The following is a 16730-nucleotide window of genomic DNA, read 5'->3' as shown; positions in this document are numbered from 1 at the left end:
CACGGGTCGTTGCGATGGGGGTGCTGGGCGGCCGGGCGGCTAGTTCGCACCGAACTCCCTCTGGATGAAGTCGAGTACCTCGTCGGCCGACGCCTCTTCGAGGCCGGCGGCGACATCGTCGTCGCCGTGTCCGCCGTCGAATTCCCCGGTGGTCGCGTCGGCCGGGGCACTCGGCAGCGTCATGAGCGTGCTCAGCCGGACCATCAGGGCGTCGTACTCCTGGCCCGTCAACTCCACGGACCGCAGCGCCGCCTCCACTCGGTCCAGCTCGGACTGCAGGTCGGCCGTGCCGGTGGTCGTCTCCTCCTGGACCAGTTGCGACCAGAGGAACTCCGCGAGGGCGACGGGTGACGGGTAGTCGAAGGCCAGGGTCGGCGACAACTGCAGCGATGTCAGCGTTGCCAGCCGGTTGCGCAGATCCACCGCTGTGAGTGAGTCGAGCCCCGCTTCCAGGAACCCGGCGTCGGGAAGCACGGACTCGGGCGACTGGTGTCCGAGGACCGTCGCGGTCTGGGCGCGCACCAGTGCCAGCAGCTCGCGCCGCTGGTCGTGCGGCGGCAGCCCGGCGAGCCCGCGCATCAGCGAGTCGCCACTCCCCCGGACGGTCGCCACCGTCCCGGCGGGCGCCGCCGGGGGAACCAGCGTCCGTAGGACGGCAGGCACCGGGGCCCCCGATGCGCGGATGCGGTTGAGGTCGAGCACCGCGGTGACCAGCGCGCCGGTGTCGGTCCGCAACGCGGCGTCGAACAGCTCCAGGGCGTCGCTCGTGTTCATCGCGGACACCCCGGCGCCGACGATGCGCTCGACCTCCCGCTCACCGATCCGGCCGCTCATGCCGCCGTCGGCCCACAGGCCCCAGGCCAACGACGTGGCGGTTGTGCCCTCGGCCCTGCGGAGCTGGGCGAGGGAGTCGAGGAAGGCGTTGGCCGCGGCGTAGTTGCCCTGGCCGGGCGCGCCGAGTACCGAGGCTGCAGAGGAGAACAGCGCGAAGAACGCCAGGTTCATTCCGCGAGTCAGCTCGTGCAGGTGCCAGGCGGCGTCGGCCTTGGGGCGCAGGACCGTGTTCAGCCGGTCGGTGTCGAGGGACGCCACCACGCCGTCGTCCACGACACCGGCGGTGTGCACGACGCCGATCAGCGGGTGCCCGGCGGGCACGTCGGCGATCACCTTGGCCAGGTCGTCCCGGTCCGAGACGTCACACGCCGTCACCTCCACCGAGGTGCCGTGGCCGGTCAGCTCGGTGATCCACTCCTCGATGCCGGGGGCGTTGCTGCCGCTCCGGCTGAGCAGCAGCAGGTGGCCGACGCCCCTGTCCTTCACCAGGTGCTCGGCGACCTGCCGGCCCAACGCGCCGGTACCTCCGGTGATCAGCACCGTACCGGCCGGGTCGAGGGTGATGTCCTCCTTCGCCGATGCCGTGGCGTGGCGCAATCGTGGCACTCGCGCGGTATTCGCTCGGACCGCCACCCGCGGTTCGTCCGACTCCCAGGCCAGGACCGCGGCAGGCGCCGGGGCAGCCGAGGCGTCCAGGTCGAGCAGGGTGAACCGGCCCGGGTGCTCGGACTGGGCCGAGCCGAGCAAGCCCCACAGCGCGGCGAGGGCCGGGTCCGGCGCACCGCCGTCCGGCGCGACCGCGCCCCGGGTGACCACGACCAGCCGGGTCGAGGCGAGCCGTTCCTGCTTCAGCCAGTCCTGCACCAGCGTCAGGCCACGGGCCAGTACGTCGTGCGCGTTCGCGGCCGGGTCGAGTCCCTCGGACACGTCGATCGGCGCGAACACGACGTCGGGCGCCTCGGCGGGCACGCGATCCGTCCCTGAGCCGGACTCCGCGAGGAGCGCGGACAGGTCGGCGTGGCTGCGCACGTCAAGACCGAGCCCCGCCAGGCCGGACGCGAGTGCATGGGCGTCGTCGCCCAGGACCGCGTACGTGCCGTCCGGGCCGGCCCCGCCCGCCGGCCGCAGCGGTGTCCACTCGGTGTGGAACAGCCCGTTCCGAGTCGCCCTGCCGGCCCCGGCCAGCTGAGTGGGGGCCACCGGGCGCATGGCGGCCGAGTCGGCCGCCGCCACCAGGAGCCCGGTGTGGTCGGTGATGGTCAGCCGCATCTGGTCGGGCCCGACCGGGGTGATCCGCACCCGCAGGGAATGCGCGCCGAGGGTGTGGATCGACATCCGGGTCCACGAGAACAGCATCCTGACCTGTCCGGGCCCGGCGTCCTCACCGCTGTCGCCGTGAATCAGCTGCGGGGCCACCAGTACGGGGTGGAACACCGCGTCCAGCAACGCCGGGTGCAGCCCGAAGGCGGCTGCCTCGGCATGGGACTCGGCGGGCAGTGCGATCTCGGCGAACAGCTCGCCGTCGCGTTCCCACACCTTGCGCATCCCCCGGAACTCGGGACCGTAGTGGACGGCCGAGTCGTCCATCGACTCGTAGGCGCCCTCGGTCGGCAGGGCTCGCGCGCCGGCCGGTGGCCAGCTGCCCGACAGCGGGGCGAGCCGTTCGGCGTCGACCGCCTGCGGTCCCTCCACCAGCACACCCGAGGCGTGCTCGGTCCACCGCTGATCGGCGGGGGCGTCCTGGGGGCGGGAGTACACGGCGAACGACCGGGTGCCGTCCTCGTTGCTCGACGCGACCCGTAGCTGGACCTGCATGGCCTGCGCGTCGTCGAAGACCAGGGGCCGGGCCAGGGTCAGCTCCGCGAGCACCGGATGGCCCAGGGCACGCCCGCCGTGCAGGGCGAGTTCGACCATCGCCGTACCGGGAAACACCACCCGCCCCAGCAGCATGTGTCCGGACAGCCAGGGATGGGTCGCCAGTGACAACCGTCCGGTGAACAGGTACTCGTCACCGCCGGCCAGGCCCACGGCGGCGCCGAGCAGCGGGTGCTCCGTGGTGGTCATCCCCATGGAGGCGGCGTCCGTCCGGACGGCGGTCGGCCTCGGCCAGTACCGCTCGCGCTGGAAGGCGTAGGTGGGCAGTTGGACCGCGGGCGTACCGGTCCGATCGAGCACCCGCGCCCAGTCCACCGGGACGCCACGGGAGTACGCCTGTCCGACCCCGGACAACAAGGAGGCCGCATCCGAACCGCTCCGGCGCAGGGTCGCCACCGCGGCGGGCGCGTCCGGCCGGCCGCCCAGGCAGTTCGTCACCATCGGCGTCAGTACCGCGTCCGGGCCGACCTCCAGGAAGACCAGCCCCGGCCGCCGCTGCCCGGCGTCGATGCCGGCTACGGCATCGGCGAATCGTACGGTGTTCCGCACCTGATCCACCCAGTACGCGGTGGTTTTGAACAGGTCCGCGCCGGCCGGCTCGCCGGTGACGCTGGACACCACGGGCACGGAAGGTTCGGCCGCGCCGGTGACCACGTCGGCCACCAGCTCGGCGAACCGCTCCAGCATGGGGTCCATGTGCGGCGAGTGGAAGGCGTGGCTGACCCGCAGCACGGAGGTGCGCAGCCCCTGCTCCCGCCACCGGGCGCCGAGGGCCGCCACGTCCTGCGCGTCGCCCGAGACCACCACGGAGGACGGCCCGTTCACCGCGGCCAGGGCCACCCGGTCGGTCAGGTCGGCGGCGACGGCCTCCGCGGACGCCTGGACCGCGAGCATCGCCCCGCCGCCGGGCAGTGCCTGCATCAGCCCGGCCCTGGCCGCGACCAGCGTCGCCGCGGCCCTGAGGTCGAACACGCCGGCCACGTGCACCGCGGCGAGTTCGCCTACCGAGTGGCCGACGACCACGTGCGGGCTCACTCCCCAGGACTCCAGCAGCCGGTACAGCGCCACCTCGACGGCGAAGATCGCGGGCTGTGCCACGCCGGTCGCGTCCAGATCTCCCGTGGTGATCGCCGCGGCGACATCCACCTCCGGCAGCCCGAGCGCCGCGCCCGCCTCCGCCAGGGCCGTGCGCACGGCGTCGAACGCCTCGGCGAACACCGGGTAGCGATCGTGGAGTTCGCGCCCCATTCCGGCTCGCTGACTGCCCTGGCCGGAGAAGACCATCGCCACCCGCGCCGCGGCCGACGCGGGCGTCGACGCCTGGGCACGGATGTCCTCCAGGCCGGCGAGCAACGCGTCGCGGTCGGCCGCGACGACGGTGCCGCGGTACTCGAACTGCGACCTGCCTGCGACCAGCGTGGTGGCCAGGCCGGCGAGCCGCAGTGCCGGGTGGGACCGCAGGTGCTCACTCAGCCGGGCCGCCTGTTCGCCCAGGGCACCGGCCGACCGGGCCGAGAGCACGAACGGCAGTGTCGCCGCGTCCTCCTCGGTGCCCACCGGCTCCGGCTCGGGCACGTGTTCCACGATGACGTGTGCGTTGGTGCCGCTGATGCCGAACGAGGACACGCCGGCCCGCCGGGGACGGTCCACCCGCGGCCAGGGCACCTTCTCCGTCGCCACCCGCACCCCACCCGACGACCAGTCAACATGCGACGACACCCGGTCCACATGCAACGTCCGGGGAACCACACCCGCACGCATCGCCATCACCATCTTGATCACACCCGCCACACCCGCAGCCGACTGCGTATGACCGATGTTCGACTTCACCGACCCCAGCAACAACGGCACCTCACGACCCCGCCCATACGCCGCCAGCAACGCCTGCGCCTCGATCGGATCACCCAACCGCGTCCCCGTACCATGCCCCTCCACCACATCCACATCCGACGCCGACAGACCGGCATCCTCCAACGCACCCGCAATCACCCGCTCCTGCGACGGACCGTTCGGCGCCGTCAACCCATTCGACGCACCATCCTGATTCACCGCCGAACCACGCAACACCGCCAGCACCGGACGCCCCGCCGCCCGCGCATCCGACAACCGCTCCAGCAACAGCACACCGACACCCTCGGCGGAGCCGAATCCGTTCGCCGCCTGCGCGTACGCCTTGCTCCGGCCGTCCTGGGACAGGGCGCCCTGCCGGGAGAACTCGACGAACATGGCAGGGGTGGACATCACCGTCACGCCACCGGCCAGCGCCAGCGAGCACTGGTTCTGGCGCAGTGCCTGCGCTGCCAGGTGAATCGCCACCAGCGACGACGAGCACGCCGTGTCCACGCTGACCGCCGGCCCCTGCAGTCCGAGCGTGTAGGCGACCCGGCCCGACGCGACACTGGCCGAGTTGCCGGTCGCCCGGTGGCCCTCCACGTCGTCCAGCCCGTCCAGCAGGCTGTCGTACTCGTTGTACGACATGCCCACGTAGACGCCCGTCTGGCTGTCGCGCAGGTCATCACGCCTGATCCCGGCTCGCTCGACGGCTTCCCAGGAGGTTTCCAGGAGCAGACGCTGCTGCGGGTCCATCGCGACGGCCTCGCGCGGGGAGATACCGAAGAAGCCCGGGTCGAACTCGGCCGCGTTGTGCAGGAACCCACCGGACCTCGTGCGGCTGGAGCGGGGTCGTTCTCCTTGCGGGTCGTACAGGCCGTCGACGTCCCAGCCGCGGTCGTCCGGAAAGTCGGAGATCGCGTCACCACCGGAATCGACCAGCCGCCACAGGTCTTCGGGCGAGGCCACGCCACCGGGGAACCGGCAGGCCATGGAGACGATCGCGATGTCGTCCCCGGTCACCGCGGACCGGGTGGCCGGCACGGCCGCCCGGTCCACGGTCCCGCCCAGCAGGAGACCGCGCAGGTGCGCGGCGAGCGCGGCCGGCGTGGGGTGATCGAACACGAGCGTGGCGGACAGCCGGCGGCCGGTCTCCGGAGCCAGGCGGTTGCGCAGCTCGATCGCGGTCAGCGAGTCGAAGCCGAGGTCCTTGAACGCCTGGTCGGCGGGGACGTCGTCGGCCGAACCGTGTCCCAGGACGAGTGCGGCCTGCTCACGGACCAGCTCGGCCAGCCGTGCGAGCTGCTGCTCCTCGGGCAGGGCCGCGAGCCGGTCGGCGAGGCCCTGCGGCTCACCGGTCTGCCGGGCGGCCACGCGCCGTCGCGCGGAAGCACCGAACAACGTGCGGAGCACGGGTGGGACTTCGACCGCCGGATCGGTGCGCCAGGCGGCCGCGAGCACCGCGCCGTCGAATCCGGCCAGGGCCCGGTCGAACAGTCGCAGTCCGTCCTCGGTGGACAGGGCCCGGACACCGGCGCGGGACACCCGGGCCCGGTCCACCTCCGACATCCCGCCCGTCATACCGCTGGCCTCCTCCCACAGACCCCACCCCAGCGACAGCCCCGGCAACCCAGCACGCACCCGGGCCCGCGCCAGACCGTCCAGGAACGCGTTGCCCGCCGCATACGCCCCCTGACCCGCACCGCCCACGGTCGCGGCGACGGCGGAGAACAGGACGAACATCGACAGGTCCTGATCACGTGTCAGCTCATGGAGATTCCATGCACCGGCCACCTTGGGCGCCAGCACCTCCCGCAACTGCTCCACGCCCAGCGACTCCACCACACCGTCACGCAGCACACCCGCCGCATGCACCACACCAGCGACCCGCACACCCTCCAGCACGGACCGCAACGCCGCACGATCCGCCACATCACACGCCCGCACCACCACCCGCGCACCCAGCCCCCGCAACTCCTCGACCAGCTCACCCGCCCCCGCCGCCACCGGCCCCCGGCGACTCAGCAACAGCAGATCCCGCACCCCGTGCGCCACCACCAGATGACGCGCCAACGCCGAACCCAGCACCCCCGTCGCCCCCGTGACCACCACCACACCCTCCGACCCCGACAACACCGGGATCGTGAGCACGTTCTTGCCGACGTGCCGGGCCTGCGCGACGTACCGGAACGCCTCCCTCGCGTCGCGGCAGTCCCAGGTGGTGATGGGCGGCAGCGTCAGCACACCCTGGTCGAACAGCGCGAGCAGCTCGGCCAGCAGGCTGCGCAGCCGGTCGGGGTCCACCCGGCCGATGTCGAACGCCCGGTAGACCACTGCGTCGGGAACGGAGTCCTCGGCGCGGATGTCGGTCTTGCCCATCTCGATGAAGCGGCCGCCCGGGGCGAGCAACCGCAGGGAGGCGTCGGTGAATTCACCGGCCAGAGCGTTCAGTACGACATCGACGCCGCCTTCGCCGCCGAAGTGCCGCTCGAACTCCAGCGACCGGGAGGAGGCGATGTGCGCGTCGTCCAGTCCCATCTCACGCAGTACCTGCCACTTGGCCGGGCTCGCGGTGGCGAACACCTCCGCGCCCAGGTGGCGGGCCAGCTGGACCGCGGCCGTGCCGACCCCGCCTGTCGCCGCGTGCACCAGGACCCGCTCGCCGGCCCGCAGCCCGGCGAGGTCCACCAGGCCGTGGTAGGCCGTCAGGAACACCGTCGGCACCGCGGCGGCGTCGGTGAAGGACCAGCCCTGCGGGATGCGGGCCAGCATGCGGTGGTCGGCCACCGCCACCGGACCGTAGGCCCCGTCGATCAGGCCCAGCACCCGGTCGCCCACCGCGAGCCCGGTCACCCCGGAGCCGATCTCGGTGACCACACCGGCGCCCTCGCCGCCGAGCAGTGCCTTGTCCGGGTACATGCCCAGGGTGATGAGCACGTCCCGGAAGTTCACCCCGGCCGCGCGCATCTCCACCCGGACCTCGTGTGCACCGAGGTCGCGGCCGGTGTCGGGGGCCGGCACCGGGGAAAGGGCGTCCACCGTGCCGCCCGGTCCTGGCTCCAGCCGCCACGGCTGCGACAGGGGGGTGAGCCGCTGCTCGGCGGCCACCACCCGGGGCACCAGCGTCTCGCCGTCGCGCAGCCACAGCTGCGACTCCTCCAGCCCCAGCAGCGTGCCCCAGTTCCGTTCGGACACCGGCTCGGCGGAGTCGACGAGCAGGACGCGTCCGGGGTTCTCGGTCTGCGCCGACCGCACCAGGCCCCAGACGGCGGCGGCCGCGAGGTCCTCCCCGGACACCGCGCCGTGTGTCACGACGGCCATACGTGAGCGGGAGCAGCGATCGTCGGCCAGGTAGGCCCGCACCGTGGTCAGTACGGACTCCACCACCTGTCCGGCATCGCCGCTCGGACAGGGCACCACCAGCACGTCGGGAACGTCTTCGCCCACGACGGGCCAAGTCCCGACCGTCGCGGGCACCCCGGGACGCTCCGCCGCGGGCGCCCAGTCCACCCGGTAGAGCCCGCCCGCCCCCGCGCCGGCCGGGCCGGTCTCGGGCAGCGGTCGGGAAGCGACCGCTCCGGCCGTCAGGACCGGCCTGCCGTCGGCGTCCGCCACCAGCACGCCGACGGCTCCTTCGGCGCGGGTCAGCCGGACCCGCAGGGTGGTCGCCCCGGTGGCGTACACGGACACGTCCCGCCAGGAGAAGGGCAGCCTGACACCGTCGTCGGTCCCGGGGAGCAGCGCCGCGTGCAGTGCGGTGTCCAGTGCGGCCGGGTGGATCGAGAACCGTCCGTCGCCCAGGCCGCTCTCCGGCAGTGCGACCTCGGCGAAGACCTCGTCGCCGGCTTCCCACGCCGCCCGCAGGCCCTGGAAGACCGGGCCGTATCCGAGGCCGAGAGCCGCCCACCGGTCGTAGGCGCCGCTCACATCCAGCGCCCGCGCACCGTGCGGCGGCCACTGGCCGAGCGGCTGGTCCGCCGCTGCTCGGACGCCGTCGGACAGCGTTCCGCTCGCGTGCAGTTGCCAGCTCGCGCCGGCCTCCCCGACCGGCCGGGAGTGGAAGTGGATGTTCCGAGCCGGGCCGGCCGACGGTTCCACGACCACGTGCAGATCGATCTCACCGCGTTCGGGCAGCACGACCGGGGCGTGGAAGACCAGCTCCGCCACGGACCGGCAGCCGACCTCGTCACCGGCCAGCAGCGCCATCTCCAGCAGGGCGGTACCCGGCAGGACGGCGGCGCCTTTGACCCGGTGGTCACGCAGCCACGCGTGCGTGCGCAGTGACAGCCGCCCGGTCAGCACCGCCCCGCCGTCGGGCTGGTCGACGACGGCGCCGAGCAGGGGGTGGCCGGTGGTGCGCAGGCCCAGTGCCCGCCCGTCCACGCCCGCCGAGCCGCGCAGCCAGTACGTGCGTCGCTCGAACGCGTAGGTCGGCAGGTCCACGGTCTGGGCGCCGGTGCCGTCGTACAGTCGCGCCCAGTCCACCTCCACGCCGCGTACGTGCAGCGCGCCGGTCGCGGTGAGCAGCGAGGTCAGGTCGTCGCGGTCGCGTCGCAGCGTGCCGCTGACCAGCACCGCGTCATCGTCGACGGTGTCCTCGACCGAGCCGGACAGCACCGGGTGCGGGCTCACTTCCAGGAACGTTCCGTGACCCCGCTCGTGCAGCGTACGTACGGCCTGGTCGAACAGCACCGGCCGGCGCAGGTTGTCCACCCAGTAGTCGTCGGTCAGGGTCCCGGTGTCCACCGGGGTTCCGGTCACCGTGGAGAGGAAGGTCTGCGGGCGGGACACCGCTGTGACCCGGCCGGCCACCGCGCGGATCGCCTCGGCGAGGGCGTCGACCTGTTCGGTGTGCGAGGCGTAGTCGACGGGGATGACCCGGGCCCGCACGCCGCGTGCCTTGAACTCGGCGACCGTCTCGGTGACGCCGTCCACCGGACCGGAGATCACCACTGAGCGGGGCCCGTTGTAGGCGGCGATCTCCACGCCGTCCCGCAGTGCGGCCCGTACCTCCTCGGCCGGCGCCGCCACCGACGCCATGGTGCCGTGGCCGGAAAGGCTCGCCCCGATGGCGCCGGAGCGCTCGGCCACCAGCCGGACACCGTCGCGGAGTGTCATGGCGCCCACGGCGACCGCCGCCGCGATCTCGCCCTGGGAGTGGCCCACGACCGCGGCGGGCGCCACGCCCAGCTCCTGCCACAGCCGGGCCAGGGACACCATCACCGCGAACAGCGCGGGCTGCACCACATCCACGCGGTCGAGCCCCGGCGCGTCCGGCTCACCGCGCAGTACTGCGGGCAGGGACCAGTCGACCAGGTCGGACAGCGCCGCGTCGCACTCCACCATCGCCTCGGCGAACACCGGGGAGCACTCCAGCAGCCGCAGCGCCATCCCGGCCCACTGCGAGCCCTGGCCGGGGAACACCCACACCACGCCGGAACCGGCCTCGACCGTGCCGGACACCGAGCCGGAGACCACCGCCGGGTGCTCGCGGCCCGACGCGAGCGCGTCCAGCCCGTTCAGCAGTTCGTCGCGGTCGGCCGCGACGACCACGGCACGGCGCTCGAAGGCCGACCGGGTGGTCACCGAGGAGAGTCCGAGGTCGATCAGACGGGTCTCGGGATGCGAACGGACGAATTCGGCGAGCCTGCCCGCCTGTTCCCGCAGCCCTTCGGCACTGCGGCTGGACACGCGCACCGGCACGACCCGCATGTCACTCACGACGGGGACGCGCGGCGGTGTCCCGGTTGCGGTCCTGCCGGCCGGTTCGGGAGCCGCCTCGGGCAGTGCCGGAGCCTGTTCCAGCACCAGGTGTGCGTTGGTGCCGCTGACTCCGAACGAGGACACGCCGGCCCGCCGGGGACGGTCCACCCGCGGCCAGGGCACCTTCTCCGTCGCCACCCGCACCCCACCCGACGACCAGTCCACATGCGACGACACCCGGTCCACATGCAACGTCCGGGGAACCACACCCGCACGCATCGCCATCACCATCTTGATCACACCCGCCACACCCGCAGCCGACTGCGTATGACCGATGTTCGACTTCACCGACCCCAGCAACAACGGCACCTCACGACCCCGCCCATACGCCGCCAGCAACGCCTGCGCCTCGATCGGATCACCCAACCGCGTCCCCGTACCATGCCCCTCCACCACATCCACATCCGACGCCGACAGACCGGCATCCTCCAACGCACCCGCAATCACCCGCTCCTGCGACGGACCGTTCGGCGCCGTCAACCCATTCGACGCACCATCCTGATTCACCGCCGAACCACGCAACACCGCCAGCACCGGACGCCCCGCCGCCCGCGCATCCGACAACCGCTCCAGCAACAGCACACCGACACCCTCACCCCAGCCGGTGCCGTCAGCGGCCTCGGCGTAGGGCTTGCAGCGGCCGTCCTCGGACAGCGCGTGCTGGCGCGAGAAGACGACGAACGTGTCGGGCTCGGCCATCACCGTCACGCCGCCGGCCAGCGCGAGCGAGCACTCGTTGCGGCGCAGCGCCTGCGCCGCCAGGTGAATCGCCACCAGCGACGACGAACACGCCGTGTCCACGCTCACCGCCGGCCCCTGCAGTCCGAGCGTGTAGGAGACCCGGCCCGATGTGACGCTCGTGGAGGTGCCGGTGACTTCGTACCCGGATAGGTCGTCCAGTGATTTCCGGGCATGTGCGCCGTAGTAGTAGTAGTTCGTCCCGACGAACACCCCGGTGCGGCTGCCGCGCAGCGAGACGGGATCGACCCCGGCCCTTTCGACCGCTTCCCAGGAGGTTTCCAGGAGCAGACGCTGCTGCGGGTCCATCGCCTCCGCCTCACGCGGGGAGATACCGAAGAAACCCGCGTCGAACGCACCGGCATCGGCCAGGAATCCGCCGTGGCGGGTATAGCTCTTGCCGGGGGCCTCGGGGTCGGGGTCGTACAGCGAATCCACGTCCCAGTCCCGGTCGTCGGGGAAATCCCCGACCGCGTCGATGCCCTCCGCGACCACGTGCCACAGGTCCTCGGGGGAACGCACCGATCCGGCGTATCGGCACGCCATACCGACGATGGCGATCGGCTCGGAGGCCGCGTCCTGGAGGGTCCGGTTCTGCCGCCGCAGGCGCTCGACCTCCTTGAGCGTACCGCGCAGTGCCTCGACGACTTCGGCTGAGCTGTCCATGGTGGGCGTCCTCTCGGGATAGGGGGGTCAGCCGGCGTCGTTGTGCCGGGCCAGGGACAGCAGGCTCTCGATGTCCATCTCGTCGATGGACCGCGGCTTCTGCTCCTGGCCGGTGTCGGTGTCCTGATCAGGGTCGGCCGGGGTGGTCAGGAGGTCGAGGACGCCCGCGCGGCGGAGCCGCTCCAGCGGCAGGGTGGCCAGAGCGTGCCGGATCCGTGCCTCTTCCTCGGTGTCGTAGGTGTCCGGCTCGTCCAGCCCGAGCCGACTGCGCAGATGGACGGTCAGCTCACCGGGGTTCGGGTAGTCGAACACGACGGTCGCGGGCAGGTGCAGACCCGTGGCCCGGTTGAGTTCGTTGCGGAACCCGACCGCGGTGAGCGAGTCGAAACCGAGATCGCGGAATGCGCGGCTCGCGGAGATACCCGTGGAATCCGGACGGTCGAGCACGCGGGTGCAGATGCGCTGCACCAGCCGCAGCAGCCGCTCGTTCTGCTCGGCGGTGCTGAGGCCGCGCACCGTCTCGGCGAAGCCGGCACTTCCGGTACGGCTGTCGCCCCCACCGTCGCGGGGGGCGGCGGCCGCTGGCTCCGGCGTGGACAGTGCCTCGAACAGCACGCTCGGCCGGACCGCGGCGTATACGGACAGGAAACGCCGCCAGTCGATGTCGGCGACCGCGGCCTCGGTGCGGTCGGCGGTCAGCAGCGCACCGAGGATGCGGATCGCCTCGGCCGGGTCGATCAGGCGCACGCCGGTACGCGCCAGCCCCTCCCGGAACGCGGCGTCGTCGCCCATGCCCGCACCGGCCCATGGCCCCCAGGCGACGGACAGCGCTCGCACACCCCGCGCCCGCAGGTTGCGCGCGTGCGCGTCGAGCACCGCGTTGGCCGCGGCGTAGGCGCCGTGGTCGCGGATGCCCCAGACAGCGCTGACCGAGGAGAAGTACACGACGGCATCGAGCGTGCTGGGGTCGAGGGCCGACTCCAGGGCGAGGGCCCCGTTGACCTTGGCGGCCACCATGGTCGCCAGGTCGTCGACGCCGGTGGCGGACAGCGGCATGCTGCCGCCGACACCGGCCGCGTGCACCACGGCACATATCCGCTCGCCCGCTTCGCGCAGCGAGCCGACGAGTCCGTGCACCGCGGCGGGGTCGGCGAGATCGCAGGCCAGCGCGGTCGACTTGGCACCGCTGGCCCGCAGTTCGGCGAGCAGTTCGTCGGTGCCGGGTGCGTCGGGGCCCCGCCTGCTGACCAGTACCACGTGCTCGGCACCGTGCCCGGCCAGCCAGCGGGCGACGTGGGCGCCCAGCGCACCTGTTCCTCCGGTGACCACTACGGTGCCCGCCGGCCGCCATGCGCCGCCGGGTCGTTCAGGGAGTCCGGCGGGGACGAGCCTGCGGCCCAGCAGCCGCCCGTCCGCCACCCGGATCTGGTCCTCGTCGCCCGCCCTGCCCAGCGCGGCACGCAGCAGCCGGCCGGACTTCCCGTCGAGGGCGTCCGGCAGGTCGATCAGGCCGCCCCAGCCGCCCGCGTACTCCAGCGCGGCCGTCCGGCCCAGGCCCCACACGGCGGCCTGCACGGGATTCGCCGTCTCCCCGGTCGCCCCTCGGGTGACGCACCACAGGGGTACACCGAGCCCGGCCGCCGCGAGCGCGCGGACCGCGACCAGTGTGGCGGCCAGCCCGGTGGGCACCTCCGGCCGGTGGGGGTGCGGGGACGGGTCGAGTGCGGTCAGGCTCACCACTGCTGACGGGGTGAATCCGACGGCCGCCGTACGGATCCGGTCGGCCAGCGCGGCGACGTCGGCCTCCAGATCGGCGCTCAGGTCATCGGGCCGGACCGGGACCACCACGACCTCGGCGCCGTCGCCCCGCAGCGCGGCCAGCACCGGGTCTGCCGCGCTCGTCCCGCCGGCGGCCGGGTCGGTGCCGTCGGCGGGTACCAGAGCCAGCCACCGGCCGGGCGCGGTCCCGTCGGACGGCGCGAGCGGCGTCCACTGGGTCTCGTAGGCAGTCGCCCCGGTCGTGTCCGCTGCCGCCCTGCGCGGCGCGTCGGGCCAGTAACGCCGGTGCTGGAACGGGTAGGTGGGCAACTCGACGTGGCGCGGTGAGGCCGGCAGCACCCGCGTGAGGTCGACCGGGGCTCCGTTGACGAACAGTTCGGCCAGCGCGGTCATCAGCCGGCGCACTGTGCCGTCCCCCCGGCGCAGGCTGCCGGTCACCAGGGCCGGCTTCCCCGTCTGTTCCAGGGTCTGGGTGACCGGCAGGTTCAGAATCGGGTGCGGACTGATTTCGGTGAACACCTGGTGCCCCTGCCGGGCGAGCGCGGTGACCGCTTCGGCCAGCCGCACCGGCTGACGCAGATTGCGGTACCAGTAGTCGGCGTCCAGCGCCGCGGTGTCCAGCCAGTCGGCGGTGACGGTGGAGAAGAAGGGGATGTCGCCGGTGCGGGGGGCGACCAGGGACAGCGCGTCGAGCAGGCGCGAGCGCAGCGGCTCGACGTGCGCGGAATGCGAGGCGTAGTCGATACCGATCCAGCGGGAGCGCACCCCCTTGTTCTCCGCCGCTGCGCGAAGTTCACGCAGTGCCGGCAGTGCGCCGGTGACGGCCGTGGAAGCCGGGCCGTTGAACACCGCGACCGACAGCGCGTCGCCCCAGGGCTCGATCCAGCGCGTCACGTCGTCGGGGGTCGCGGCGAGCGAGAGCATCCCGCCCTTCCCCGACAGCTCCCGCAGGGCCTGAGCGCGCAGCACGGTCGCGGCGGCAGCGTGCTCGACCGACAGTCCGCCCGCGACGCATGCTGCCGCGATCTCTCCTTGCGAGTGGCCGATCACCGCCGAGGGCCGCACGCCCCACGACTCCCACTGTCCGGCCAGCGACACCATGGTGGCGAACAGCATCGGCTGCACCACGTCGGCGGCCTCCGGGTCCCGGTCGCCGAAGCCGGAGCGGGCCGCGTCGGTGATCGACCATCCCAGATGCGGGCGCATCGCCTGGTCGCACTCGTCCCACCGGGCAGCGAACGCCGGTGAGGCATCGAGCAGTTCGTTCGCCATGCCGGGCCACTGACTGCCCTGCCCGGGAAAGAGCCACACCGGGGCACGGTCGAACGGCCGGGCCGTCCCGGTGACCACGCCGTCGGCCGATTCGCCCGCGGCGATCACGCGCAGCCCGGCGGTCAGCGCGTCGAGGCCGGTGCCGAGCACCACGGCACGGTGTTCGAACGTGGCACGGGTGCCGGCCAGCGCGGACGCGATCGCACCGAGGCCGGGCCGGTCCGTGTCGGCCGCCCCGCCGATCGCGTCGGCCAGCCGCACGGCGCGCTCCCGCAGCGCCCCCTCGCTGCGCGCGGTGAGCACCGAGGGCAGCACGTCACCTGATTCCGGCAGCGGCGCGGGGGCCGGCTCCTCGGGCGCCTGCTCCAGGATGACGTGGGCGTTCGTGCCGGACACGCCGAAGGAGGACACACCCGCCCGGCGTGGGCGTTCCGACACCGGCCACGGCTGTTCCTCGGTGAGCAGCCGGACGTCGCCGCGCGACCAGTCCAGCTTGGTGCTGGGACGCTCCGCGTGGAGGGTGCGGGGAAGCACGTCGTGCCGCATGGCCTGGACCATTTTGATGACGCCGAGGACTCCGCCCGCCGCCTGGGCGTGCCCGATGTTCGACTTGACCGATCCCATCCAGAGCGGTCGTTCGGGGTCCCTGTTTTTTCCGTAGACGGACATCAGGGCCTGCGCCTCGATGGGGTCGCCCAGGACGGTTCCGGTTCCGTGTGCCTCGACGGCGTCCACGTCGGACGGCTGTGCACCGGCGTCGGCGAGGGCCGCTCGGATCACCCGCTGCTGGGCCGGTCCGCTCGGCGCGGACAGCCCGTTGGACGCGCCGTCCGAGTTGATCGCGGTGCCGCGCACCGTCGCGAGCACCCGGTGTCCCCGGCGGCGGGCGTCGGAGAGGCGTTCCACCAGCAGCATGCTGGCGCCCTCGCTCCAGCCGGTCCCGTCCGCGTCGTCGGCGAACGCCTTGCACCGCCCGTCACCGGCCAGTCCGCCGAGCTCGGCGAACTGGCGGAACCCGCGCTCGGTCGACATGATCGCGACACCGCCGGCGAGGGCCAGTTCACACTCGCCGGCCCGCAGCGCCCGTACCGCGAGGTGCAGCGCGACCAGCGACGCCGAGCACGCGGTGTCGACGGTCAGGGCGGGACCCTCCAGGCCGAGCAGATAGGCGATCCTGCCGGAGATGACGCCGGCGGCGGTGCCGGTCAGCAGATGGCCGCCGGAGACGGACGTCCCGGCTATCGCGTGCTCGTAGTCCGAGCCGCCCACTCCGGCGAACACGCCGGTCCTGCGGCCCCGCAGGGTCCCCGCGTCGATCCCGGCGTTCTCCACGGCCTCCCAGGCCACCTCCAGCAGCACGCGCTGCTGGGGGTCCATGGCCAGCGCCTCCCTCGGGCTGATGCCGAAGAAGTCGGCGTCGAACCCGGCGGCGTCGGTGAGGAATCCGCCCTGCCGGCAGATCGCGGGGTCCAGGTCGTCGAGCTGCCAGCCGCGGTCGGCGGGGAAGGGCGCGACACCGCTCGCGCCGTCGCGCAGCAGCCGCCACAGCTCGTCAGGACCCTCGCCGCCGGGGAATCGGCAGGCCATGCCGACGATGGCGATCGGCTCGTCCGTCTCGCCGCGGTGCGTGGTGCCCCGGTCGGACTCCTCGTCGCGGCCGAGTATCTCGGCGATGAGGTGGTCGACGACACGGGCCGGGGTGGGATGGTCGAACGCCAGGGTCGCGGGCTGGCGGCGGCCGGTGTCGGTGCTGATCCGGTCGGCCAGCCGCACCGCCGACATGGAGTCCATGCCGATCTCGGTGAAGGCGCGGTCGGGCTCGATGTCCGAGGCGTCCTGGAAACCGAGGATGTCGGCCACGGCCAGGCGCACGTCGGCGAGCAACTGCCGCCGCGCCTCGGCGGGGTCGGACGAAGCCGCCGGAGCGGACACCTGCTCGGACCCCGCTTCGACGACCGCGTCGGTACGGGGCT

Annotated in this window: 1 protein-coding gene and 2 pseudogenes; all 3 read right to left on the bottom strand. The window is 73.1% G+C overall.

The annotated features are described in order from the left end of the window. Window positions 1-39: 39 nt before the first annotated feature. Window positions 40-8922, bottom strand: coding sequence for an SDR family NAD(P)-dependent oxidoreductase (locus tag ACFYPJ_RS20620; RefSeq protein ID WP_389019179.1), 8883 nt, complete (start codon window positions 8920-8922; stop codon window positions 40-42). Window positions 8923-8940: 18 nt separating this feature from the next. Then, window positions 8941-12126, bottom strand: a pseudogene (locus ACFYPJ_RS20615) (beta-ketoacyl synthase N-terminal-like domain-containing protein); the annotation flags it as partial. A 384-nt stretch (window positions 12127-12510) separates the two neighbouring features. Further along, window positions 12511-16617 (bottom strand): annotated as a pseudogene (locus ACFYPJ_RS20610) (SDR family NAD(P)-dependent oxidoreductase); the annotation flags it as partial. Window positions 16618-16730 lie beyond the last annotated feature (113 nt).

This window comes from Streptomyces sp. NPDC006012 (genome assembly GCF_042871185.1).
In the GTDB taxonomy this organism is placed as follows: domain Bacteria; phylum Actinomycetota; class Actinomycetes; order Streptomycetales; family Streptomycetaceae; genus Streptomyces.
The sequence above is the reverse complement of the archived record's forward strand: the minus strand, read 5'-3'. Positions and strand labels throughout refer to the sequence as shown.